At 73.6% G+C, this 24,392-nt stretch carries 15 protein-coding genes; 9 read left to right on the top strand and 6 right to left on the bottom strand.

Annotated features, from left to right (window positions below; all coding sequences use genetic code 11):
• The first annotated feature begins 114 nt into the window (after positions 1-114).
• The 5 genes from QT196_RS15445 to QT196_RS15465 all read left to right on the top strand — a co-directional run bounded on the left by QT196_RS15445 (position 115) and on the right by QT196_RS15465 (position 9,395).
• Positions 115-3,786 carry an FHA domain-containing protein gene (locus QT196_RS15445; protein WP_290356660.1) on the top strand — a complete coding sequence of 1,224 codons (3,672 nt, stop codon included), beginning with the start codon at positions 115-117 and terminating at the stop codon, positions 3,784-3,786.
• Positions 3,787-4,336: 550 nt separating this feature from the next.
• Entirely contained in the window at positions 4,337-5,641 is a 1,305-nt protein-coding gene (locus QT196_RS15450) for an ABC transporter substrate-binding protein (RefSeq protein ID WP_290355095.1), read from the top strand.
• Positions 5,642-5,795: 154 nt separating this feature from the next.
• On the top strand, positions 5,796-7,157 hold the full coding sequence (locus tag QT196_RS15455; RefSeq protein WP_248001158.1) for a sugar ABC transporter permease: 1,362 nt from the start codon (positions 5,796-5,798) through the stop codon (positions 7,155-7,157).
• Positions 7,154-8,065, top strand: a complete 912-nt coding sequence (locus tag QT196_RS15460) for a carbohydrate ABC transporter permease (protein ID WP_290355096.1) — start codon at positions 7,154-7,156, stop codon at positions 8,063-8,065. Before QT196_RS15455 ends, QT196_RS15460 begins: the two co-directional genes overlap by 4 nt.
• A 385-nt stretch (positions 8,066-8,450) precedes the next feature.
• The gene (locus tag QT196_RS15465; RefSeq protein WP_290355097.1) at positions 8,451-9,395 is read left to right on the top strand and encodes a class I SAM-dependent methyltransferase; all 945 of its coding nucleotides are present in this window, start codon (positions 8,451-8,453) and stop codon (positions 9,393-9,395) included.
• A gap of 48 nt (positions 9,396-9,443) precedes the next feature.
• Here QT196_RS15465 and QT196_RS15470 read toward each other — a convergent pair whose 3' ends face one another.
• A complete protein-coding gene (locus QT196_RS15470) occupies positions 9,444-10,130 on the bottom strand; it encodes a class I SAM-dependent methyltransferase (RefSeq protein WP_266731363.1) in 687 nt (228 codons plus the stop codon).
• A gap of 248 nt (positions 10,131-10,378) precedes the next feature.
• Between QT196_RS15470 and QT196_RS15475 the strand changes: the two genes are divergently transcribed.
• The 3 genes from QT196_RS15475 to galE all read left to right on the top strand — a co-directional run bounded on the left by QT196_RS15475 (position 10,379) and on the right by galE (position 16,940).
• Positions 10,379-13,993: a CDP-glycerol:glycerophosphate glycerophosphotransferase gene (locus tag QT196_RS15475; protein ID WP_290355098.1), complete on the top strand. Its 3,615-nt coding sequence runs from the start codon at positions 10,379-10,381 to the stop codon at positions 13,991-13,993.
• A gap of 265 nt (positions 13,994-14,258) precedes the next feature.
• Positions 14,259-15,911, top strand: coding sequence for a glycosyltransferase family 2 protein (locus QT196_RS15480; protein ID WP_290356661.1), 1,653 nt, complete (start codon positions 14,259-14,261; stop codon positions 15,909-15,911).
• Positions 15,912-15,962: 51 nt separating this feature from the next.
• A complete protein-coding gene (gene galE, locus QT196_RS15485; RefSeq protein ID WP_168479388.1) occupies positions 15,963-16,940 on the top strand; it encodes a UDP-glucose 4-epimerase GalE in 978 nt (325 codons plus the stop codon).
• Between the two features lie 118 nt (positions 16,941-17,058).
• Here the strand turns inward: galE and QT196_RS15490 are convergent, their stop codons facing one another.
• The 4 genes from QT196_RS15490 to QT196_RS15505 all read right to left on the bottom strand — a co-directional run bounded on the left by QT196_RS15490 (position 17,059) and on the right by QT196_RS15505 (position 20,741).
• Entirely contained in the window at positions 17,059-17,718 is a 660-nt protein-coding gene (locus QT196_RS15490; protein ID WP_168479390.1) for a class I SAM-dependent methyltransferase, read from the bottom strand.
• A 55-nt stretch (positions 17,719-17,773) separates the two neighbouring features.
• Positions 17,774-18,046: a DUF1876 domain-containing protein gene (locus QT196_RS15495; RefSeq protein ID WP_211117357.1), complete on the bottom strand. Its 273-nt coding sequence runs from the start codon at positions 18,044-18,046 to the stop codon at positions 17,774-17,776.
• A 122-nt stretch (positions 18,047-18,168) separates the two neighbouring features.
• Positions 18,169-18,549 (bottom strand): hypothetical protein, encoded by a 381-nt coding sequence (locus QT196_RS15500; RefSeq protein ID WP_168479394.1) that lies wholly within the window; start codon positions 18,547-18,549, stop codon positions 18,169-18,171.
• A 197-nt stretch (positions 18,550-18,746) separates the two neighbouring features.
• Positions 18,747-20,741 carry a glycosyltransferase gene (locus tag QT196_RS15505; protein WP_290355099.1) on the bottom strand — a complete coding sequence of 665 codons (1,995 nt, stop codon included), beginning with the start codon at positions 20,739-20,741 and terminating at the stop codon, positions 18,747-18,749.
• Positions 20,742-21,143: 402 nt separating this feature from the next.
• Here QT196_RS15505 and QT196_RS15510 point away from each other — a divergent pair, with 402 nt between their 5' ends.
• A complete protein-coding gene (locus QT196_RS15510; RefSeq protein WP_290355100.1) occupies positions 21,144-23,543 on the top strand; it encodes a bifunctional glycosyltransferase/CDP-glycerol:glycerophosphate glycerophosphotransferase in 2,400 nt (799 codons plus the stop codon).
• Positions 23,544-23,755: 212 nt separating this feature from the next.
• Here the strand turns inward: QT196_RS15510 and QT196_RS15515 are convergent, their stop codons facing one another.
• On the bottom strand, positions 23,756-24,379 hold the full coding sequence (locus tag QT196_RS15515) for a TetR/AcrR family transcriptional regulator (protein ID WP_168479398.1): 624 nt from the start codon (positions 24,377-24,379) through the stop codon (positions 23,756-23,758).
• Positions 24,380-24,392 lie beyond the last annotated feature (13 nt).

Raw genomic sequence — 24,392 nt, forward strand, 5'->3', positions numbered from 1 at the left:
GCGGCCCTTGTCGCGACGTGCACTTGGGACTTGTACGTGCCGACGTGCTCGGGTGCGGTGGGGGGAGCGAGCAGGCCCCCTGCCGGACCTCGGCAGAAGGGACCGTTGACGGCGATGCAGATCCGGCTGACCGTCCTCGGGCCGCGCAGCGGCCACTCCACCCGGGCCTGCGATGTGCTGGTCACGGCCCCTTCCGGGACCGCGCTGGCAGCAGTGGCCGGCTCGCTCGCCGCCTCCGTGGCGGGCTCGGGTGCGGATGTCGGCGGTGCGGGCGGTGGCAGCGGCCCCGTCGTCCTGTACGCCGGGTCCGAACGCCTCGATCCGCAGCGCGCGGCCATCGGCGAGCCCCCGCTGATCGACGGCGCGGTGCTCTCCGTCCAGAGCCCCGGCCCCGCCCCCGCACACGGCCTGCCGCACGGCTCCGCGCGGCTCCGCGTCGTCTCCGGGCCCGATGCCGGCGGCGTGCATCTCCTGCACGGCGGCCAGATCCGCATCGGCCGCTCCGCCGACGCCGATGTCCCCCTGGACGACCCCGATGTCTCCCGGCTGCACTGCACCGTCACGGTCGAACCGGACGGCTCGGTCTCCGTCGCCGACCTCCGCTCCACCAACGGCACCGCCGTGGACGGCACCGACCTCGACGAACACCCCACCCCCCTGCCCCCCGGCGCCCTCCTGCGCCTCGGCGAATCCGCCCTCCGCCTCCAGTCCGCGCCGGACGCACCGGACCCTGCCCTGCCGACCACACCGGACGGTGAGGGTCATTTGCGGATCACCCCAGGTGCCGCGGGAACGGTCGCGGGAGGACGGGCGCAGGAGTACGGGGCGGCTGGTCCGCACGGGGCCACTGTGGCTGTGGGTGGGGCTTATGCGGGGGCGGGAGCGTCTGCGTATGGCGGGGCCGGGGCGTATGAACGGGTGGCGGGTGGGGCGGCTGCTTCGGTTGGGGGGTCAGCGGCCGGGCATCTGTCGGGCGGCTCCGCGCACCCATCGGGCAGAGCCGTGCAGGGATCGGGCGGGGCCGCACGCGCTTCAGCCGGGTCCGCGCACGCATCGGGCGGAGCCGGGCAGGCAGCGGGCAGGTCCGCGGACGCACCGGGAGCCGCGCAGACACGGGGCGGAGCCGCCTACGCAGCGCCCGGGTCCGCACACGCACCGGCCGGATCCCCCCACTCACCGGCCGCGGCCTCGCAGCAGCCGCAGGCCGCGCCGGGCCGCCGGGACACTCCCCTGCGCGGCACCCCGGCCAGTTACCCCAACCCGGCCGCATACGGCGCACCGGCCCCCGGCCCCGACGGCTCCCGCCCCGCCGTCGCCCCGTACCCGGACACCTCCACCGGCCACGTCTACGACCGCACCACCGACGGCGGCAGCCCGTCAGCCGGCTGGGGGCCCGGCGTCCGGGAGCCGGCCGACGGTTTCCCGGCCACCGGCCAGCAGCGGACGCACGGCGGGCAGCAGTCTTTGGCACCGGCCGACGAAGGCCCCCGTAAGGGCGGGCGGCGCGGCGGTATCGGGGCCTGGGCGCGGCGGCTGGCCGGCGGCCGGATAGCCGTGGAGCGGCCGGACGAGGGCCGCCCGGCGGCGTACGAACCGGTCGGTGCCCCCACGGCCGCCGATACGGACGTCCTGGACGCCGCCCCGAGCCCGGAGGTGCTCGCCGGGCCCGCCGCCGAGGAACGCTGGCCGGACGCCGCCGCGATCCTGCTCACCGCGCTGGGCCCGGGGCCGCGGCTCTGGGAGCGCGGCCCGGATCACCCCGACGCACTGACCGTCCGGCTGGGTACGGCCGCCCGCAGCGGCGGCCGTACCGCCCTGCCGGTCACCGTCGAGCTGCGCCGGGCGGGCTCCCTCGGCCTCGCCGGACCGCGGGCGCGGCTGACCGGACTTGCCCGCTGCGCCCTCGCCCAGCTCGCCGCCCTGCACTCCCCCGGCACCCTCGACATCGTGCTGATCAGCACGGACCGGGCGCGCCCGGCCGAGGAGCGGGTGGCGGACTGGTCCTGGCTCGGCTGGCTGCCGCAGGTCCGCCCGGAGCGCGGCCAGGACTGCCGGCTGCTGCTCGCGTACGACCCGGATCAGGCGCTGGCCCGCACGTCCGAACTGGTGCGCCGGCTCGACGACAGCCCCCTGGGCCCCGGCTGGGCCGACGCCGAGCGGGCGGAGATCGCCGCCGCCGCGGCCCGCCACCAGGGCCCGTTCACCCTCGTGGTCGTGGACGGCGACCCCGGTACCTCCGCACTGCGCGAGACCACCGCCCGGCTCGCGGCGGGCGGGGCGGCGGCCGGCATCCATCTGCTGTGCCTGGCCGAGACCCCGGCCTCCTCCCCCGCCTTCCCGCTGTCCGCGACGTACGAAGCGGCCCGGTCGGCGTCGCCCGCCTTCGGGGAGTGCGGTGCTGTCGCGGTACTCAGCGGCGATGTCGCCACCGCGCTGCGCGTCGTCCAGCCGGGCTCGGGGCCCAACGGCACCGTCGCGACGGTGGACGCGGTCTCCGGCGCCTGGGCCGAACGCTTCGCCCGGGCGCTGGCACCACTGCGCGAGACCGACGCGACGGCCGCGGCGGCCGGGGGCGGTGCGGCGGTGCGGGTGGCCGTCCCGCTGCCCGATTCGTCGCGCCTGCTGGACGAGTTGGGGCTGGCCCGCGCCACCCCGGCGTCCCTGATGGCCCGTTGGGCCGCCGCCCTGGACACCGACCGGCCCGGCGCCGCCGCGGTCCTCGGCGCCGGCCCGCACGGCCCGCTGTGCACCGATCTCGCCGCCGACGGCTCACACCTCCTCCTGGAGGGCGCGGCGGCCACCGGTAAGACGGAACTGCTGCGTTCGCTGGCCGCCTCACTGGCCGCCGCCGACCGGCCGGATCTGCTGTCGATGGTGCTGGTGGACGGCGGCGGCAGCGAGCGCGGCGAGGGCCTGCGGGTGTGTACGGACCTGCCGCATGTCACGACGTATCTCGCCGCCTCGGACCCGGTCCGGATGCGGGAGTTCGCCCAGGCCCTGTCCTCGGAACTGAAGCGCCGCGCGGAGATACTCGCCGGCACCCCGTTCACCGAGTGGCGCAGCAAACACCTGCCCGCGCCACGGATCGTCGCCCCGCGACGCTCCACCGAGGGCGGTCACGGAGAGCAGGAACCAATCACTCTCCGTAATCGTTGCCGTAACAAGGAGGAAGAAGGCAGCACCCCGGCGGACCCGTCAACGACCGGCACCCTACGACTCCGCCCCCGCGGCGGATCCCCCACCGAGGACCCCGCGCCCGAGCCCGCGGTCCCGATGCCCCGACTCTTCGTGCTGGTCGACGACTTCGACGCCCTGGTCGCCCCGGCCCTGGGCAGCACGGGCCGCCCGGCCGCCGGATCCGTGGTGCGCGCCCTGGAGTCGGTGGCCCGGGACGGAGCGGCGCTCGGCGTGCACCTGATAGCCGCGACCGGCCACCCGGACCGCACGGCGGAGACCGCGACCAGCGAACGGGCCGATCTGCGCGTCCAGTTGGGCGCCGCCACCGATCCGTCCGAGCCGGTACCCACGGGCCGCGGACGGCTGTACCGCGCGGCGGACGGCTCCTCGACGCCGTTCCAGGCAGGCCGCGTCACGGGCCGGATACCCCGTACGTCCACCCTCCGGCCGACGGTCGTCCCGCTGGAGTGGCAGCGGATGGGCGACCCGCCGGCCCGCCGCCCGCTGCGCGAGCTGGGCAACGGCCCGACGGACCTGGCCCTGCTCGCCAGCGCACTACAGCGGGCCGCCCAGTCCTTGGGCGCGGCGGCCACCCCGCCGCTGCTGTGAGGCGCGGACGGGCCACGTGCGGTGAGACGCGGACGTGCCGGGAGGCACGGAAGTGCCGTGAGACGCGTACGCGCTCCGAGACGCATGCGTCACCCATAACAGCCCCGTCACGAAAGGCCGGTTGACGCGGAAGGCGGTATTGCGGACCCCGTGGCCAGGGCGTAGGACTGTCGCACACCGCACGGCACCGTATGAGGCGCGGCACGGCACACGACGCACGACGGCCGGCACCGCACTGCGCGACGCACTGAGCGACGCGCCCCACGGCCGACGCACCGCACCACGCGGCCGCACCACCACTCGGCACCACCCGCACCGCACCACCGCACAGCAGCGCACCACCCGCAATGCAAGGACGCCGCGGAGCGCGACAGCTCGTGGCGCTTGGCAGTTGGCACGGCAGGCGCAGGGATAGGGGGCTACGGGGATGGGCAGAGGACTTGACCGTATGGGGCGTGACCGGACTGGCCGTGACCGTACGGGGCGCGATCGGGCCGGCGGGGTGGCTGGGCGGGCCGGGGTCGGGGTCGGGGTGGTTGCGGCGCTTGCCTTGGTGTTGGCCGGGTGTGGGAGTGGGGGCGGGGCCAAGGGGGATGAGGGGAGTGGCGGGAAAGGGGGGAGTACTGCTCCTACCGTGCGGCTTCCTTCGTTGAAGGGGGAGAGGCTTCAGGTCACCGCTGTGTGGACGGGGCCGGAGCGGGACAACTTCCAGAAGGTGCTGGAGGAGTTCGAGAAGCGCACCGGGGCCACGGTGGACTTCGTGCCCAGTGGTGATGACATGGCCGGGTTCATCGGGTCCAAGATCGCCGGTGGTGGGCCGCCGGATGTGGCGATGCTCCAACAGGTCGGTGTGCTCAATGAGTTCGCCCGGAAGGGGTGGCTCAAGCCGCTCGGGGCCGGTGCCAAGGCGCAGCTCGCGAAGAACTATGCGAAGGGCTGGCAGGATCTCGGCGCCCACAAGGGCACGCCGTACGGGGTCTACTTCAAGGCCAGTAACAAGTCGCTGGTCTGGTACAACGCCCGGGCGTTCGACGATGCCGGTGCCAAGGAGCCGAAGACCTGGCCGGACTTCGTCAAGGCGGCGGAGGTCATCGCCGAGTCGGGTGTGGAGCCGGTGTCGGTGGGCGGTGCGGACGGCTGGACGCTGACCGACTGGTTCGAGAACATCTATCTCTCGCAGGCGGGGCCCGGGAAGTACGACCAGTTGGCGAAGCACCGGATCAAGTGGACGGATCCGACGGTCAAGCAGGCGCTGACCACGCTCGGGCAGCTCTTCGGCCGGAAAGATCTGCTGGCGGGTGGCAACTCCGGTGCGTTGCAGACGGATTTCCCGACGTCGGTGACCCAGACCTTCAGCGGTGGTGACGCCCCCAAGGCCGCGATGGTCTCGTCGGCGGACTTCGCCGCCGCCAACATCACTCAGACCAAGGCGAAGGTCGGTACGGACGCCAAGGTCTTCCCGTTCCCGGCGGTGGGCGCCAGGTCGCCGGTGGTGACCGGCGGGGATGTGGCGGTGGCCCTCAAGGACGGCAAGGCGTCGCAGGCGCTGCTGACGTTCCTGGCGTCGACGGATGCCGCGAAGATCTGGGCGCAGGCGGGCGGGTTCATCTCGCCCAACAAGGAGCTCGATCAGGCGGCGTATGCCGATGGGGTGATGCGGGAGATCGCCAAGGCGCTGGTGGCGGCGGGTGATGACTTCCGCTTCGACATGTCCGATCAGGCGCCCGCCTCGTTCGGCGGTAAGCCGGGTCAGGGTGAGTGGAAGGACCTTCAGGACTTCCTGAAGAACCCGAAGGATGTCGCGGGCACGCAGGCGCAGTTGGAGAAGGATGCCGCGAAGTCGTTCGGGCACTGAGACGTGTGGACGTTCAGTGCGCGTAGTCGGTGAGTGCGCGTAGTCGGTGAGTGCGCGTAGGCGTTGCGTGCGCGTAGGCGTTGCGTGCGCGTAGGCGTTCGGGCACTGCGTAGGTGCCGCCGTCCGTGTCGAGCGGGACCGGGGGATCGTCACGATGAGCGACGTACAGGTCAGCGGGGCCGGTGGGCGGCGCCGGAGGGGTGCCGGGGGCGCGGGCCGCGGGCGGGTTCGGGTGCGGGGTGGCCGCCGGTGGCTCGCCGGGGTGTTTCTGCTGCCGGCGCTGGTACTGCTCGGTGCGCTGGTCGGCTATCCGATCGTGTTCTCCGTCGTGCGCAGCCTGTTCGACGCGTCCGGTGACGGCTTTGTGGGGCTGGACAACTACGGTGCGATGTTCTCGGACGAGGGCATCCGTACGGCGCTGCGGAACAACGTCATCTGGGTGGTGGTGGCGCCGACGGTGTCGACCGTGCTGGGGCTGGTCTTCGCGGTGCTGACCGAGCGGATCCGCTGGGGCACCGCCTTCAAGCTGGTGGTGTTCATGCCGATGGCGATCTCGATGCTGGCGGCCGGGATCATCTTCCGGCTGGTCTACGACCAGGCGCCGGAGCGCGGGGTCGCCAACGCGGTGTGGGTCGGTGTCCATGACACGTTCGCCGACCCGGCGCCGTTCCCCGGTGCCAAGCCGCGGCCGCGTGCCGGTCTGGAGGCGTCGGGGGGCGGCGCCTTCACCACCGGGTCGGCGGTGCGGGCGGGGTCTCCGGTGCTGCTGCCGCTGGTCGCCGTCCAGCCGGGCGATCTGCGCGGTGCGCGGGTGGCGGCCGTCGCCCAGTCGCAGCCGGGCAAGGTGACCGGTACCGCGTGGCTGGACTTCACCCGGGGCGGTGGCGGCCGGCCGAAGGCGATCGACGGCAACGAGAAGGCGCTGGCCGGTCTGCGGGTCGAGGCGGTCCGGGGCGGCAGGGTGGTCGCCTCGGCGACGACGGCGGCCGACGGCAGTTTCGCGCTGCCGGCCGGCCGGGCCGACGGTGCCCGGCTGCGGCTGCCCGCGGCGAATTTCGCCGAGGCGTATCGCGGGGTCGACTGGCTCGGTCCGGCGCTGGTCACCCCGGCCATCATCGGCTCCTATGTGTGGATGTGGGCCGGTTTCGCGATGGTGCTGATCGCGGCGGGTCTGGCGGGTGTGCCGCGGGAGCTGCTGGAGGCGGCGCGGGTGGACGGGGCGGGCGAGTGGCAGGTCTTCCGCCGGATCACGGTGCCGCTGCTGGCGCCGGTGCTGGTGGTCGTGCTGGTCACGCTGATGATCAATGTGCTGAAGATCTTCGATCTGGTCTACATCATCGCGCCGGGCTCCAGCGTCCGGTCCGCGAATGTGCTGGCGCTCCAGCTCTTCCAGTCGTCGTTCGGCACGGATGTCGACGAGGGTCTGGGCAGCGCGATCGCCGTGTTCCTGCTGTTGCTGGTGCTGCCGGTGATGTACGTCAATCTCCGGCGTCTGCGGAAGGAGCGTCGCCGATGACGACGGTGGAGGGGGTCGTCCCGGCGGGGCGCTCCGGCGCCGGTGCCGTACGGGCCCGGTGGCCGCTCGCCGCGCGGATCGCGGCGCGGACCGGCAGCGGCGCGATGCGGGTCTTCCTGGTGCTGGTGGCGCTGTTCTGGCTGATGCCGTCGGTGGGGCTGCTGCTGTCGTCGCTGCGCAGCCCGCAGCAGATCGCCGAGTCCGGCTGGTGGCAGGTCTTCAGTGAGCCGGCCCAGATCACCTGGGACAACTACGGCCGGCTGCTGTCGAACGAGAAGGTGATGGGTTCGCTGCTGACCACGGCGGCGATCACGGTGCCGGCGACGGTGCTGGTCGTCGTCATCGGCTCGCTGGCCGGTTACGCGTTCGCCTGGATGGATTTCCCCGGCCGGGACGGCTGGTTCCTGGCCGTGGTGGGGCTGCTGGTGGTGCCCGTGCAGGTGGCGCTGATCCCGGTGGCGAAGCTGTTCGGTGCGGTCGGGCTCTTCGAGACGACGGCCGGGGTGATCCTTTTCCATACGGCGTTCGGGCTGCCGTTCGCGGTCTTCCTGCTGCGGAATTTCTTCGCGGAGATCCCGCGGGAGCTGCTGGAGGCGGCCCGGCTGGACGGGGCGGGCGAGCTGCGGCTGTTCACCCGGGTCGTGCTGCCGCTGGGCGGTCCGGCGATCGCGTCGCTGGCGATCTTCCAGTTCCTGTGGGTGTGGAACGACATGCTGATCGCGCTGATCTTCGCGGACAGCGGGAATCCGCCGGTCACCGTGGCCCTTCAGCAGGAGGTGCGGCAGTTCGGCAACAACATCGATGTGCTGGCGCCCGGCGCGTTTCTGTCGATGGTGGTGCCGCTGATCGTCTTCTTCGCCTTCCAGCGCCAGTTCGTGTCCGGGGTGATGGCGGGCGCGGTGAAGTGATCTGCGCACGGGGGCCCGGTGCGGCGGGGCCGCACGCCATCTTCCGTTCATTTTCGTCCGCCTACGATGTGGCCGCTGCCGTGCCACGCACGGTGCGGCCGGGCTCCGTCCTGGCGACTGCCTGAGCCGCGCCCGCACGTCCCGTGCCCCGGGGCGTGGCGCCCCGGCCCCTGCCGGGCCGCGCTCCTGTGCAGCGGCTCCGGCGCCGCGCGCGCCCACAACTACAGAGACGCATCACCGCGGAGACGCATCACCGCAGGCCGCAGCTCTCTCCCCGCGTTTCCCCGGTACATCCACGGCAGCCAGCGCCGGCACATATCGCAGCTCCCCCACGCACGTGTCGTCTTACGCCCTACGTTCCCGACCGTCTGGAGACGGACCGCACATGACTGCCCCCATCGCAGACCAGAGTGCCGCACAACTCCCGCGCCCCACCCGGCTGTCCGAGGTCAAGGGCTGGTTCTTCACCGCGGACCAGCTGCTTTTCGACTGGTTCCTGACCCGCCAGAAGGAGCGTGCGGAGCCGGGTGATCTGCTCGAACTGGGGGCGTATATGGGCAAGAGCGCCATCTTCCTCGGTGCGCGGCAGCGGGCCGGCGAGCGCTTCACGGTCTGCGATCTCTTCGACTCCCCCGCCGAGGACTCCTCCAACTCGCAGGAGATGCAGAAGTCCTACGCGACGTTGACGCGGCGCGCTTTCGAGGCGAACTACCTGGCGTTCCATGAGGAGTTGCCCACCATTGTCCAGGGCCTGAGTTCGCTGGTCAGTGAGCATGTCGACGAGGGTTCGGTGCGCTTCGCCCATATCGACGCCTCGCATCTGTACGAGCATGTGCACGGCGACATCCTCGCGGTGCGTGAACTGCTCACCGGTAACGGTGTCGTGGTGATGGACGACTACCGGGCCGAGCACTGTCCGGGGGTGGCCGCCGCCACCTGGCAGGCCGTCGCGAACGAGGGGCTGCGTCCGGTCTGCATCACCGGCACCAAGTTCTACGGGACCTGGGGCGATCCGGAGCCGCTCCAGCAGGCCCTGATCGAGTGGATCAAGGCTCGTGGCGACATCTGGCACGAGGTGCAGTACGTCAACGACGCCCCGCTGGTCCGGCTGAGCGCCAAGGGCGCCAAGGAGCCCGCCCATCCGGTGTCCCGGCACCGGTCCTCGGGCGTCCGCGCCCCGCAGCGGCCGGCCGCGGCCCGGGCGCCGGAGGCCGCCGCGGCCCGTCCTGGCCCGCGCCGCGGCACGCTGCGCCGGGTGGCCCTGGACGTGCTGCCGCCGGTCATCACCCGGGCGGTCGTGAACGCCCGCAAGCGGGCCCGTACGCACTGATCGCACCGCGCGGGGCCTGGGGCGGCACCCGTCCGCACCGGGCCCCTCCTAGCGCGGCACCTGCCCCAGCAGGACGAACGCGTTGGCGCGCAGCAGCATCCCGGCGGGGCGGGGCAGCGGATGGGAGTACGTGCGCCGCACGGTGAGCCCCGCGGACTCGGCGAAGGCGCGCAGCAGCGGGAAATCGGTGAAGCGCACCGGGGCGGGGCCGGCCCGGTGTCCGGCCTCCTGCGCGGTGATCAGCAGCACCCCGCCGCCGGGCCGTACGTACGGCACATAGGCCCGCAGCAGGCCCTCGACCTGTTCGTCGTCCAGGTGCTCCAGGACGTGTGCGGTCAGCAGCGCGTCGAAGGCGCCGGGGCGGGCGTGCGGGCTCGCGAGGAAGGTGTCGGCCGTGTAGGCGGTCAGTCCGCGCTCCCGGCAGTGCGCCACGGACCGCGGGTCGTGGTCCACGCCGACGCTGCCGGGCGCGCAGTCGGCGAGGGTGTCGCCGGTGCCGCAGCCGATCTCCAGGACCCGTCCGCCGCCGATCCGCCGCAGCTGGCTGCGGAACGGGGACCGGGCGGGCAGCAGCCGGGCCGGTCCGCGGCGTCCGCGTTCGACCGGCAGCCGGGCGGTGGAGGCGGACGGGGCGGTGCCCGCGGGGGGCGCGGGCCGAGCGGTCCGGATGTCGCTGCCGGGCGGCCCGGCGTCGGGGCTGTCGGTGGCGGCGGAGCTGTCGGTTCGGCCGGGCATCGGGACGCGGTCACCTTCCCTGGGGAGACACGGCGCGGGGCGTCGTGAAGCTGTGCAACGGGTCTACGGCATCGGGCGCGGCCCGGCGCTACGGCGCGCCGACTTCGCACACCGAGCGTAATCATGTGAACACGCAGTGTCGATGACGCGTCTCACCCTTTCAGCGCAGATCCGGTGACCGTGCCGCCGTGGGCGAGTTGAACGGACCGGTCTTGTGCATCGCCAGTCCGGAAAGGCTTGGTCCGCGTATGAAGCCACGGCTCACCGTCGTCGTCCCGGTCCATCACACCGAGGGGTCCGAGCGGAATGTGGAGGAGTGCCTGGAGTCGGTCGCGGCCCAGACGCTGACCGAGCTGGATGTGGTGCTGGTGGCCGGTCCACCCGGGGCGGGGTCCGGGGACGCCGCCCCGGAGGCCGGTCCCGCCGCTCTCGCCCGGCGGTTCGCCGCCCGTGACCCGCGGTTCCGGATCGTCCACCACCAGGAGGGCGGCCCGGCCGCCGGCTGTGGCGCGGCCCGCAACACCGGTGCCCGGCACGCCTATCCGCACACCGGCTACCTCGCCTTCCTCGACGCCGGGGAGGATGTGCTGCTGCCGCGCGCCTACGAGGATCTCGTCGGTCTGCTGGACCGGTCCGGGTCGGATCTGGCGACCGGCAACGTCTACCGGCTGGGCACGGCCGGCCGCAGCCAGTCCGCCCACCATCCGGCGGGCCGGGAGACCGCGCTGCGGACCCGGATCGGCGACGATCTGACGCTGCTGTCCGACCATGTCGCCCGCAACAAGGTCTTCCGCCGCGCCTTCTGGGACCGGCACGCCCTGGCCTTCCCGGAGGGCGAGTGGTGCCATGACGCGGCGGTGACGCTGCCCGCGTTCTTTCTCGCCGACGCGGTCGATGTGCTGCACGAGTACGTCTGTTACCGGCGGCTGCCGGAGGGGCCCGGCCGGCAACGGCAGCTCGATGCCCGGGGCGTACGGGACCGGTTCGCGGCGGTGGCCGGTATCCGGCGGTTCCTCGCCGACCCGGCCCGCGCGGGGCTGAGCGGCCACCGGCGCGACTACGACCGCGCGCAGCTCACCGAGGGGCTGCTCGACCTGGTGGAGGCGCTGCCGGGGGCCGCCCCGGAGTGCCGGACCGCTTTCCTGGACTGCGCCCGCAACTTCCTGTCCGGCGTGGATCCGCGGCTGTTCGCCACGCTGCCCGTGGAGCTGCGGATGCGCTGGTATCTGATCCGCGCCGGGCGGCTGGCGGATCTGCTGGCGCTGCTCACCCATGAGGCCCGTAACCCGGCGGGGTTCACGGTCGCCGGGCCGCCGCTGCGCAAGCGGGCGGTGCTGCCGCTGACTCCGCCGCTGGAGCTGCCGCCGGGTGTGACCCGGCTGGACCGGGCGGACTTCCCCGTGGTGGCGCGGGTGCGGGAGGCGGTGTGGCGGGGCGGGGTGCTGGTGCTGCGCGGGTACGCCTATCTCCGCAATCTGGACGCCGCGGCCCGGCACCGTTACCTGCGGACGGCCGTGCTGTCGTGCGGACGGCGCCGGGTCCTGCTGCCGCTGCGCCCGGTCCCGATGCCGGAGGCGACCGCCGAGTCCGGTCAGGAGCTGCACTGTTACGACTGGTCGGGCTTCGAGCTGCGGCTCGATCCGGCGCGGCTGCGCAAGGGGGGCCGCTGGGAGGAGGGCGACTGGACGGTCGGGGTGCTGCTGGCGTCGGCGGGCGTGGTGCGGGCCGGGGCGCTGTACGCACCGGACACCGGTTCGGGGGCCGCGCCGCGCACCCACGACGTGGCCGGGGACGGCACGGACGACGGGCTGCGGGTCACGCCCTGGTACGCGGGCGGGCGGCTGCGGCTGTCGGTGCACCGGCGCACCCGGCGGCTGGCCGGGCACCGTGCCGCCGCGGCCGGTGACCTGGACCTGACCGTCGGCGTGCCCGGCCCGCCGCCCGCCGCGCTGCGGCTGACCCACCAGGGGACCGGCACGGTGGTGTCGTTCCCGGTGGAGACGGCGCTGCCCGGGGAGGCGGGCGAGATGTCCGGCGGTGCGCCCGGCGGCCCGCCGTCGCCGCACACCTTCCGTATCCGGCTCGACGCCCTCGCCGCCGCACGGCCCACCCGGGACGGCGCGCCCCGGGCGGTGCCGCCCGCGCACACCGAGAGCTGGGCGCCGGAGCTGGTGCTGCCCGGCGGCGGCACCGATCCGATCGCCTGCGCGCCCGGGCTGACGCCGGTGCCGTATCCGCTGCCGCACGGCCGTGAGCTGGTGGTGGCCGCGACCCCGGCCGGGCAGCTCGTGCTGCACGACCGGGTCCCGCAGCCGTATCTGGACCGGCTGTTGTGGCGCGCGGACGGCACCCTGCTCCTGTCGGGCGGGCTGCCGGCCGCCGCGCCGCACGCCACCGAACTGGTCCTCAAGCACGGGGCGCACGCCACCGAGCTGGCCTTCCCCACCACTCATGACGAGGGCCGGTTCCACGGCACGCTGCCGCTGGGCGGGCTGCCCTCGCTGGCCGGGGCGGTGCCGCTGCGCGAGGGCCGCTGGACGCTGCATCTGCGCGAACGGGGCGCGCCCGGCTCCCCGTTGGACGCCCCGGTCCGCTGTGCGCCGTCGGTCCTCGACGGGCTGCCGGCGACCCGTACGGTCCGCGGCAAGCCGTTCAGCCTGGACCGGCACCGGCACGACGAGGCGCTCGTGGTGGCGGGGCCCGCGCTGCCGGCCACCGACCGCGGCCCGTACCGGCGCCGGCTGCTGCGCGAGCAGCATTACTCGCTGCACCGCTCCCGGCCGCTGCGCGACACCGTCCTCTACAGCAGCTTCGGCGGCCGCGCGTACGGGGATTCGCCGCGGGCGGTGCACGAGGAGCTGGTCCGCCGGGGCACGGAGGTGGAGCATCTGTGGGCGGTGCGGGACGCGCAGACCGCGGTGCCGGCGACGGCCCGTGCGGTACTGGTGGGCAGCGCGGAGTGGCACGGGGCGCTGGCGCACAGCCGCTGGGTGGTCACCAACACGCATCTGCCGCGGTGGTTCACCCGCCGGGGCGGCCAGCGGATCATCCAGACCTGGCACGGCACCCCGCTCAAGCGGATCGGCGCCGATCTGGCGGGCACGCTGTGCGCGGGCCTGGCGCATCTGGCGCCGCGGCCGCGGGTGAGCCGGCAGTGGAGTGTGCTGCTGTCGCCCAACGCGCACAGCACCCCGGTGCTGCGGTCCGCGCTGGGCTACTCCGGCCGGCTGGTGGAGACCGGACTGCCGCGCACCGACGCCCTGTTCGCGCCCGACCGCGAGCTGACGGCGGCCGCGGTGCGGGAGCGGCTGGGCATCGAGCCGGGCAGGAAGGTCGTGCTGTACGCGCCGACGCCGCGGGACGATCTGGCGTACGACGCGGGCCACCACCGGCTGCATCTGCCGCTCGATCTGGACCTGGCGCGGCGGGAGCTGGAGGGGGACCATGTGCTGCTGGTCCGCGGCCATCCGCTGGTGGCCGACCGGCTGCCGGCGCACCATGCGCCGTTCGCCCGCGATGTGTCCGCGCACCCGGACGCCACCGAGCTGCTGCTGGCGGCGGATGTGCTGGTCACCGACTATTCGTCGCTGGCCGTGGACTTCGCCAACACCGGCCGCCCGATGCTGTTCCTGACCCCCGATCTGCCGCATTACCGGGACACCCTGCGGGGCTTCACCCTGGACTTCGAGGCCCGGGTGCCGGGGCCGCTGCTCGGCTCGACCGGTGAACTGATCGACGCGCTGGGCGACTTGACGGCGATCGTGGCGGCGGGCGCGGACGCGTACGCGGATTTCCGGGCGGCCTTCTGCCACCGGGACGACGGCGGTGCGGCGGGCCGGGTCGCGGACCTGATGGAGCGGTGACCGGAGCCGGTCCGCCGCAAGATGAGGGTGGCTGGATCGGCATCCTGCGGCACTCACGTCGTTACAGCATGTGCAGGTGCCCTTACGGGCCCGGCACACCCCGAGCCCGGCTCCCGCCCGGTAAGAAGACGGCAAGAGGGCGGAAAAGCGGAGCGACGGGTGCAACCGTGCGACGGATTTCGCCCTCTGAATCATCGGAAATGGGTTCGGAATTCCCGCTCGCGCCAAGAGATGCTGTCGACACGAAATGTAGATTTCAGTGACTGTGAAAGAAGCCCTTGAGCCACTGCCGGGGCCCACCATCACGCCATCCGCGCAGGTCAGCATCGTCGTCATCGCCTTCAACGATGTCGGCCATGTCGGCGAGGCGGTGCGCTCCGCCCTCGCGCAGGGAACGCCCGGTGAAACGGTCACCGAAGTGATCGCGGTGAACGACGCGTCCACCGACGGCACCGGCGCCGCCCTGGATGCCCTCGCCCGTACCGAACCGCGGCTGCGGGTCATCCACCGCGACGAGAACAGCGGCGGCTGCGGCACCCCCCGCAATGACGGGCTGCGGGCCGCCACCGGGCGGTTCGTGATGTTCCTCGACAGCGACGATGTGCTGCCGCCGGGTGCGGCCCGCGCGCTGCTGGCCGCCGCGCTGGAGCATGACGCCCCGGTCGTGGCCGGTGCCTGTGTCCGCCGTGAGCTGCCCGCGCACCGCGATGTCCCCTGGCAGCCCGGCCTCTACCGCGAGCCGGCCGTCCATGACTTGCCCGAGGCCGGCCCGCAGCTGGTGCGGGACACGTTGTGCGTCAACAAGCTCTACGAGCGGGCGTTTCTCGACAAGCACGCGATCTCTTTCCCCGAGGGCCGTTTCACCTACGAGGACTTCGTGTTCACCGCGCGGGTGCTGGCCGCCGCCCCGCGGCTCGCCACCATTCCCGACCGGGTCTACGTCTGGCATGTGCGCCGCTCGGCCGCCCGGCAGTCGATCTCGCTGGACCGCAAGGACGTCGCCAACTGGCAGGCGCGGATCGCGGCGCACCGGGCCAGTGTGCAGATCTTCCAGGAGGCCGGGCACCAGGCGCTGGCGCATGCCGCGCGCACCAAGTTCCTCGACCACGATCTGCGGATGTACGTCCGGGAGCTGCACACCCGCGGCGCCGACTACCGCGCCGAGTGGTGGCGGCTGACCCGGGAGTATCTGGCCGGTTTCGAGGAGCCCGATCTGCGGGCGGCGCGCGCTCCGGCGCGCTGGCTGGCCCGGGTGGTGCTGGCCTCGCCGGCCCCGCGGGACCTGGGGCGGCTGACCCAGCTGGCGGCCCGGCCCGGCCGGCTGCTGCCGCCGTACGCGGAGGCCGAGGGCCGCGCGGTGTGGTCCGGGGACCTGCCGGAGGTGGAGCTGGACGCGCTCGGCACCAAGCCGATGCACCGGCTGCCGGTGACGATAGACGCGGAGCCCGCCGTCAGCAGCCCCGGTGTGCTGCGGCTGCGGGTGCACGATCTGTACGGGCGGCTGGCCGCGGCCGGGCCGGAGAGCATCGATATCGAGCTGCGGCGCCGCCGGGACGACCGGCGCGGCCCGGTGCACACCGCCGCGCTCACCCCGGCCCCGGCCACCGGCGGCTCGGAGACCTGCTGGACCGCGGAGATCGTGCTGGATCTCGGTGCGCTGGTCGAGCGGGACGGCGCGCACCGTGCCGACCCCGAGCCGTGGGATCTGATGGCGCGGGTCAGCTGCGCGGACGGGGCCGGTTTCCGGGCCGCGCTGCGGGCCATCGGGCCGGGGCTGCGCCGCCGGGTGCTGCCCAGCCGCCGCCATGTCCTGCTGCTGGTGCAGCCGTATGCGACGACCGGCGGCGCGCTGTCCCTGCGGGTCGCGTCGGGTCTGCGCAGCGTCTGGCGGATCGCCGCCCGGCGGCTGCACAGCTGACCGCCCCGGACCACTCCCATCCGCTTCGTCCCCGAGCCTAGGATTGATGCCATGTCTTACTTGATCACGGGTGGTGCCGGCTACATCGGCTCCCATGTCGTACGGGCCCTGCGCCAGGCGGGCGAGACGGTCGTCGTGCTCGACGACGTGACGACGGGGGTGCCCGCCCGGGTCCCCGAGGACGTTCCGCTGGTCGTCGGCTCCACCCTCAACCGTGAGCTGCTCGACACCACCTTCGCCGAGCACGGCATCACCGATGTCATCCACCTGGCGGCAAAGAAGCAGGTCGGCGAGTCCGTCGAGATGCCGCTGCTCTACTACCGCGAGAATGTGCACGGTCTCCAGACGCTGCTGGAGGCGATGGCCGCGGGCGGCGTCGGCCGGCTGGTGTTCTCCTCCTCGGCCGCCGTCTACGGCATGCCGGACGTCGACCTGGTCACCGAGGACACCCCTTGCACGCCGATCAATCCGTACGGCGAGACCAAGCTGGTCGGCGAGTGGATGGCCCGTGCGGCGGGCCGGGCGCACGGCATCAGCACGGCCTGCCTGCGCTACTTCAACGTCGCCGGGACGGCCACGCCGGAGCTGGCCGACACCGGGGTCTACAACATCGTCCCGATGGTCTTCGAGCGGCTCACCGCGGGCGCCGCGCCCCGCATCTTCGGCGATGACTACGACACCCCGGACGGCACCTGCATCCGCGACTACATCCATGTCGCCGATCTCGCCGAGGCCCATGTGGCGGCCGCCCGGAAGCTCGCCGAGCCGGGTCCGGTGCGCGATCTGACGCTGAACATCGGGCGGGGCGAGGGGGTGTCGGTGCGCGAGATGGTGGATCTGATCGCCGGAATCACCGGGCATCAGGACGTCACCGCCGAGGTCACCCCGCGCCGGGCGGGCGACCCGGCCCGGGTGGTGGCGTCCGCCGACCGGATCGCCGACGAGCTGGGCTGGAAGGCCCGGCACGACGTCCGCGACATGATCACCTCGGCCTGGGAGGGCTGGCGGTACCACCACCCGCAGGCCTGACAGGGCCGCGTACCCCGCGTACGGCCGCCGGCACCGCGCTCAGCGGTACCGGCGGCCGCGTCGTGCGGGGGGGCATCCGATGGGGGGGCAGCCTCAGGCCCCGGCCTCCGGTCCCGGCTCAGGCCCCGGCCGGTTTGCGGGCCAGGAGAAAGCCCTGCGGGGTGGACTCCCCCAGCTCCTCGTCCGGCTCCCGCAGCATCCGGGTCCGTACCTCCAGTCCGGCCGCGGTCAGCAGCCCGGCGATCCGGTCCGGCCGGCGCCGCCGGAAGTCGAGCGCCACGGGGTGGCCGAACGGCTGCGCCACGTGCAGCGGCTCGTCCCCGACCTGGAAGGCGAGCAGCAGCGTGCCTCCCGGGGCCAGCAGCCGGTGGAACGCGGCGAACAGCTCCGGCAGCCGCTCCTGCGGGGTGTGGATGATCGAGTACCAGGCCACGATCGCGCCGAGGGCACCGTCCGGCAGCTCCAGGCCGGTCATCGCCCCCACCTCGAACCGGACCTGCGGATGTGTCCGCCGGGCCAGCGCCACCATCTGCGGCGAGAGATCGACGCCGAAGACGGGCAGGCCCAGACCGGCGAGGTGTGCCGTCACCCGGCCGGGGCCGCAGCCGAGGTCGGCGACCGGTCCGGCGTCCGCGGCCCGCACGAGTTCGGCGAATCCGGCGAGTACCGCCCGGTCCATCGGCCGGGCCGCGAGGTGCTCGCCGAAGTGCGCGTCGTAGTCGGTGGCGATGGCGTCGTAGAACGCCCGGGTGGTGTGCAGGAAGTCCGGTTCGGTCACGGACGGGCACCCTACTCCAGGCGCCGGGCCGCCGGCCGGGCGCGGCGGATGCCGCTCAGCTCAGCGGGTGGGACGTCCGGCCGGACGCCTCGTCGATCTCGTCGTGGGCCTTGGTCAGCAGTTTCATCGCCAGTTCGTTGAGCGCTCTGGCGCCCGCGACCTCTTCGCCGACCCTCGGCTGGTTGGAGTCGACGGGGTGGCGGCTGGCGTACCCGTGGGCCCGCACCTCGGTCCCGTCGGGGAGCCGTACCAGGGCGGCGGCGCGAGTGCGGTGCTTGTCCTCCTCGAATTCCAGCTCGACATGCCATCCGACAGCGGTCTGCAACATGACGATCACCTCCGGAGCCGCTGTTTCCAGGGTGCGCCCGCTTGCCGTCCGCCGCACGGTGTGCCGGGGCCGGGCCTCCGGTGGGAGACCCGGCCCCGGCGCCCCTTAGGGGTGCCGCACGGCTACGGCTGGAGGGTGATCGAGTTGATCGGCGTCATGTTCTTGTCGATGTAGTTGTTGGCCGGCAGGTAGCCCTGGCAGCCGGTGCCGTTGTAGCCCGTGCAGGTCCGCATGGTCGCGCCGCCGGACTGGTTGTTGTAGATGCGGTGCGTCCCGACCATGTTGCTGAGGTTGTGGGCCCCGTAGCTGTAGTAGAAGTGCGACGGGTGGCCGCCGTTCCAGCCGGCGTTCTGCGGGTAGATGCAGACCGCGCCGTAGGGGCATCCCTGAGTGGTGGCGGCCTTGGCGGCGGCGGGTCCGGCGGTGGCGACGACCGTGCCGGCCGGGACGATCAGCGCCGCGACGGCCGCGGCCGCTATCCCGGCGCGCTTGATGACGGACATATCTGTTCCCCCTGTCATACGGTCCCGCGAGGCTCTCGCTCGCGGGGGCACCGTGGCCGGTGCCTGATAGTCGGTCAGCCTGTGGCAGCGGGGGCGGGCCGGGCAACGGCATTCGGCTCTCACCGAAAGGGGCGCGCGGGGCCGGGAGTTGGGGCCGCGGGGCGGAATGGGGGCGGAAGCGGGGGCGTACGGCAGGGTCAGCGGCGCACCCGGCGCAGGAGACCCGCCCGGCGCAGCCGCCGCGCCCGCCGCCGGAGACCCGCCCGGAAGCCGCCGCCCGGCACGGTGAGGGTCAGCGGCGTGGGCCCACCGCCCCCGTGCCCGGCCGTGAGGACCGGCAGCTCGCCGCGGAACGGGCCCGCGGTCACCCGCAGCGCCACCCGCCAGGTGCCCGGCGGGCCGCCGCGCAGCACGGAGCGCACGGTGTAGCGGTCGCCGGCGGCCCGCTCGGCCGTGGTGCGCAGTGCCACCGTGCGGGTCGCGTCCTGGAGGACCAGCCGCAGTCCGGCGTCCACGGGGCAGCCGGGGAGGGTGAGCCGGGCGGTGACGGTGGCCCGTCCGGAGCGGGTGCGGCCCGCCGTGCCGCGCAGATCACCGCCGAGGGGCCGGCGCGCCCCGTCGCCGTCCAGGTCGAGGTTCAGATGGCCGTGCGGCCGGGAGCGGAAGAGCGCGGCGACGGCCGGGCCGGCCGCGCCCCGGCCGGCGATCCGCGGGACGAAGCCGGGGTCGCCCGCGTCCTCCGCGTCGCCGTCCGGCACCAGCCAGGCCTCGCGGCGCAGGGCGGGCCCCGCGGCGCCGCCCGGGCCGTACGCGGTGACCGCGATCTTGAGGCCCCAGACGCCGTCGGGTACCGGCCCGCCGTCCGCCGCGGTCGCCGGGTCGACGGCGGCCCGCCAGGCCCCGTCCGCGTACCGGGCGGGGACGCGGTGGGTGGTGCCGTTGCGGCGCAGCAGGATCTCGACGGTGTCGCCGCCCAGGTCGGGGAGGGTGGCGGTGCCCCGCAGGTGCAGCACGCCGCCCACCCAGTGCTGCCGGAGCAGCCGCTGGCGCAGCACCACACGGTCGGTGAGGTCGTAGCAGGCGTCGGGGAGGGCGTGCCGCGGGTCGCGGAAGTACGGGTAGCCGGCGTAGACGCGGCCGTCGCCGCCGAGGTGCGGCGGGTCCGGGCGGGTCGCGGTGTCGGCGCGGACGACGGCGGTCAGTTCGTCGTCGAGTCCGGCGCGCAGGCAGTGGGCGCGCAGCCGGAGCCCGGGCGGCAGGGCGGTCAGTACCCGGTCGGTGAGGTGGCGCTCGACGAGTGGGCGGGCGGCGGCCGCCATCGCGGTGCGGCCCGCCGGGTCGCGGGCGAGGTAGGGGGCCCCGAAGGGCATGAGTATCTCGCCGTGGAAGTGCCGGACCATCAGCTTGTCGCGGTCGGCGCCGGGCGGGACCTCGGCGGCGACCCGGTCGAGGACGGTGCCGATGTAGCCGAGGTATTCGCACCAGTCGGTGTCCTGGCGGGTGGCGTTGCTGTTGTCCTCGCGTCCGTGCAGGTAGTAGCAGGTGCGGTCGGCGAAGACGGAGACGACGTCGGCGCGCAGCAGGGCGGTGATGCCGAACGGCAGGTCCTCGGCGAGCAGCCGGCCCTCGACGAAGCGCAGCCGGTGGCGTTCGACGAAGGACCGGCGGAAGAGTTTGTAGGCGGCCAGGGACCAGTAGACCGGGGAGTCGAAGACGGAGACGCGTGCGCTGGTGGTGCGCAGGTCGACGGGGGCGGCGCGGCCGTCGGCGCCGGCGATCCGGCCGTAGACGATGTCCGAGCGGCACTGCTGGGCCGTCCGGGTGAGCCAGAACAGCGCTTCGGGGTCGAGGCGGTCGTCGGAGTCGAGGAAGAAGACGTAGTCGCCGGTGGCGCGGGCCAGTCCGGCGTTGCGCGGCTTGCCGGCGCCGCCGGAGGCCTCCTGGCGGAGCACCGTCAGATGGGGGTGGCGGCGGGCCTGTTCGGCCAGCCACTCGGCGCTGCCGTCGGTGGAGCCGTCGTCGACCGCGATCACCTCGATGTGGCGCCGGTCCAGCGTCTGGGCGAAGACGGAGCCGAGGCTGCGGTCGAGGTAGCGCCGGGTGTTGTGCACCGGCACGATCACGGAGACGGTCGGCGCCGGGGCGCGGGATCCGGTGGGGACCTCGGCCTCGGGGTCGTCTGGGACGGGCACCGTGCCTCCGTTCTTTCGGCAGTCCCCCGGACCGCCCGGCGCCGCGGCGGGGCGGAGAGGACTCCTCAGACATATAACGCGGGGTGAAGGTTCGCCGATCGTGGCGGCGGACTGCCGGTGACTCCGGGCCCGCCACACCCCTAGAGGCGGTCCGGCCCCCGGAGGTTGCGCGTCCGCGCCCCTTTCCACACCTACGCGACCACACGGCATCAATGCCCCAGCGGAGAGCACCGCCCGAAAATTCACCACTTGACGAGATCTGTGAGGAGCGGCACAGAAATTTTCGGTGAACGGACAACAACCTTTTCGGGTGAACAGTGGTCAGAAAGCTGACACCACAGGAGGCCCCTTCAGGCCTTTTTCCGTGTTCTGTACGCAGCTCGCCACGAGGAGTAGCACCACATGTCCGAGACAGGCCCCGGCGCCGGACCCCGCTTCAGCATCATCGTGCCCGTGTTCCGCGTGCGGGGCTTCCTGCGCGCGTGCCTGGACTCGGTGCTGGCGCAGGATTTCCCGGACTTCGAGCTGCTCGCCGTCGACGACTGCTCGCCCGACGGCAGCGGCGCCATCCTGGACGAGTACGCCGCGCGCGACGACCGCGTCCAGGTCCTGCACCTCCCGGAGAACGCCGGCCTGGGCCCCGCCCGCAACGCCGGCCTGGCCCGCGCCACCGGCGACTACCTCCTCTTCCTCGACAGCGATGACACCCTCGTGCCCGGCGCGCTCGGCGCCCTCGCCGAACGGCTGGCCGCCACCGCGCACCCCGAGATCCTGCTCTTCGACTACGCCCGGACGTACTGGGACGGCACCACCCGCCGCAACACCCTGTCCGCACTGCTCGACGAGTCCGGCGCACCGTCCTTCCCGCTCACCGAACGGCCCCGGCTCCTCGACCTGCTCCAGATCGTCTGGAACAAGGCCTACCGCCGCGACTTCGTCGAGGAGCACGGTTTCACCTTCCCGCCGGGCTACTACGAGGACGCCCCCTGGACGTTCTGCACGCTGATCACCGCACCGCGGATCGCGGTCCTCGACCGGGTCTGCCTGCACTACCGCCAGCGCCGGCAGGGCGGCAACATCCTGCGCACCACCAGCCGCAAGCACTTCGACGTCTTCGACCAGTACGCCCGGGTCTTCGCCTACCTGGACGCGCACCCCGAACTGGCGCACTGGCGCGTGCACATGTTCCGCAAGATGGTGGACCACTATCTGACCGTCCTGGACAAGCCCGGCCGGTTGCCGCGCGACGCCACCGCCGAGTTCTTCCACCGCGCCGCCCGCGACTACCGCCGTCGGCTGCCGGCCGGCTTCGTCCGCCCCTCCGGTGTGGCGGGCGGCAAGTACGCGCTGCTCGCCAGGGACGCCTACCCGGCGCTGGCCGCTCTGAAGGTCGCCGGCAAGGTGCGGCGCACGGTGCGCAGGCACGCCGGCAAGCGGGTCCGGCAGGCCAAGCGCAAGGCCATGGACCTGCGTTACCAGGCGTTGCTGCGGCAGCCGCTGGACGAGAACCTCGCGGTCTACTCCGCGTACTGGAACCGGCTGCCGTCCTGCAACCCGCTGGCGGTCTACGAGAAGGCCAGGGAGCTGGCGCCGGATGTGCACGGCGTCTGGGTCGTCAAGAAGCAGCTCGCCGATACGGTCCCGGCCGGTATCGACCATGTCGTGCTGAACTCCCCGCGCTACTGGGAGGTGATGGCCCGCGCCAAGTACCTCGTCAACAACGTCAACTTCGCCGACAACGTGGTCAAGCGCGAGGGCCAGATCCACCTCCAGACCCACCACGGCACCCCGCTGAAGTCGATGGGCACCGACCAGAAGCGCTACCCGGCCGCCGCCAAGGGCATGAGCTTCCGCAAGCTGCTGGCCCGCGCCGACCGCTGGGACTTCTCGCTCTCCGCCAACCGGCACACCACCGAGCAGTGGGAACGCGTCTACCCCTGCGACTTCGCCTCGGTGGACGCCGGTTACCCCCGTAACGACGTCTACTACCGGGCCACCGCCCAGGACGTCCTGGACATCCGTGAACGCCTCGGCATCGCCCCCGGTAAGACGGCGGTTCTGTACGCGCCGACGATGCGCGACTACCAGGTCGGCTATGTCCCGCGGCTCGACCTGGAGCGGATCTCCCGCGCCCTGGGCGAGCACTTCGTCCTGCTGGTGCGCACCCACTACTTCTACGACCGGGACCCCGCCCTCCAGAAGCTCCAGGAGCGCGGTGCGCTGATCGACGTGTCCGGCCACCCGGTCGTCGAGGAGCTGTGCCTGGCCGCCGACGCCCTGGTCACCGACTATTCGTCGATCATGTTCGACTACGCCAACCTCGACCGGCCGATCATCAACTACGCCGACGACTGGGACACCTACGTCCGCTCCCGCGGCGTCACCTTCGACCTGCTCTCGGGCCTCCCCGGCGACACCCCCGGCGTGCTCGCCACCACGGAGGACGAACTGATCGAGGCGTTCCGCACCGGCCGCTGGGACGACGAACAGGCCACCGCACTGCGCGCCGCGTTCCGCGCCCGCTTCTGCCCCTGGGACGACGGCCACGCCGCCGAGCGCGTGGTCCGCCGCGTCTTCCTGGACCAGGAGGCGACCCCGGAGCCGCTGCCGCCGGAGGAGCGCACGGTCGCCCCAAGCCCGCGCGCCGCGGCCGCGGCGGTCGGTCTGGTGGCGCTGCCGGCTCCTCGGAGGGGCGCGCACGATGGGGTGAGGATGGCGGGGGCTTCGGGGGCGCCGGGCACGTCCGGCACCTCGGGGACGGCGGGGACGTCGGGCACCTCGGATGTGGAGATGGCGGGCTGATCGGTCAGTCGGCGCGCACACTGCCGCCCCCGGCCGGATTCCGGCGGGGGCGACAGGAACACCCGCCCCACCCCAGACGGGAACGCCTGTCCCACCTCAGACGGGAATACCCGCCCCACCCCGCCCCGTTGTGGCCTCGCAGGGGGCCCGCGCACCCCCTACGGGATCCGTTCGCCCCCGCCCTAGGGGCACGCCCTACCTACCGCCCCGCCTCACTTCGCCCCGAGCGCCGCCACCACCGAGCACGTCAGTGCGTCGAGGTACCCCTTGGGCAGTTCGTCGCGGGCGACCAGGAGCCGCCAGTACAGCGGCCCGGTCAGCAGGTCCAGGGCGAGGCGGGCGTCCACGTCCTGCGGCAGCTCGCCGCGCTCCACCGCCCGGGCCACCACCGCGGCCGCGACGCCCTCCTGGCTGTCGTGCAGCGCCGCCTTGAGCGCCTGCGCCAGTTCGGGGCTGCGGGCCGCCTCCGCCAGCAGGTCCGGGATGATCTGCGAGGCCATCGGGTGCCGCAGCGCCCGCGCCGCGACCTCCAGCAGCATCCGTACGTCACCGGCCAGCGACCCGGTGTCCGGCGTCGGCATCCCTGCCGCGGCCACCGCGGAGACCACGTCCAGGACGAGGTGCAGCTTGGAGCGCCACCGCCGGTAGACGGCGGTCTTGCCGACGCCCGCCCGCCGCGCGATGCCCTCGATCGACATCCGGGCGAAGCCCGCCGCGGCCAGCTCCTCGAAGACCGCGGCACGGATCGCCGCGGTCTTGTCCTCGCGCAATACGGCGGCGCCCGCCGGGGTCCGGCGCGCCGCCGCGGGTTCGCTCCCGCTGCCGTCTTCTGCCATGGGCTGGAGCCTA

It is taken from the genome of Streptomyces sp. P9-2B-2, assembly GCF_030406865.1.
GTDB lineage: Bacteria > Actinomycetota > Actinomycetes > Streptomycetales > Streptomycetaceae > Streptomyces > Streptomyces platensis.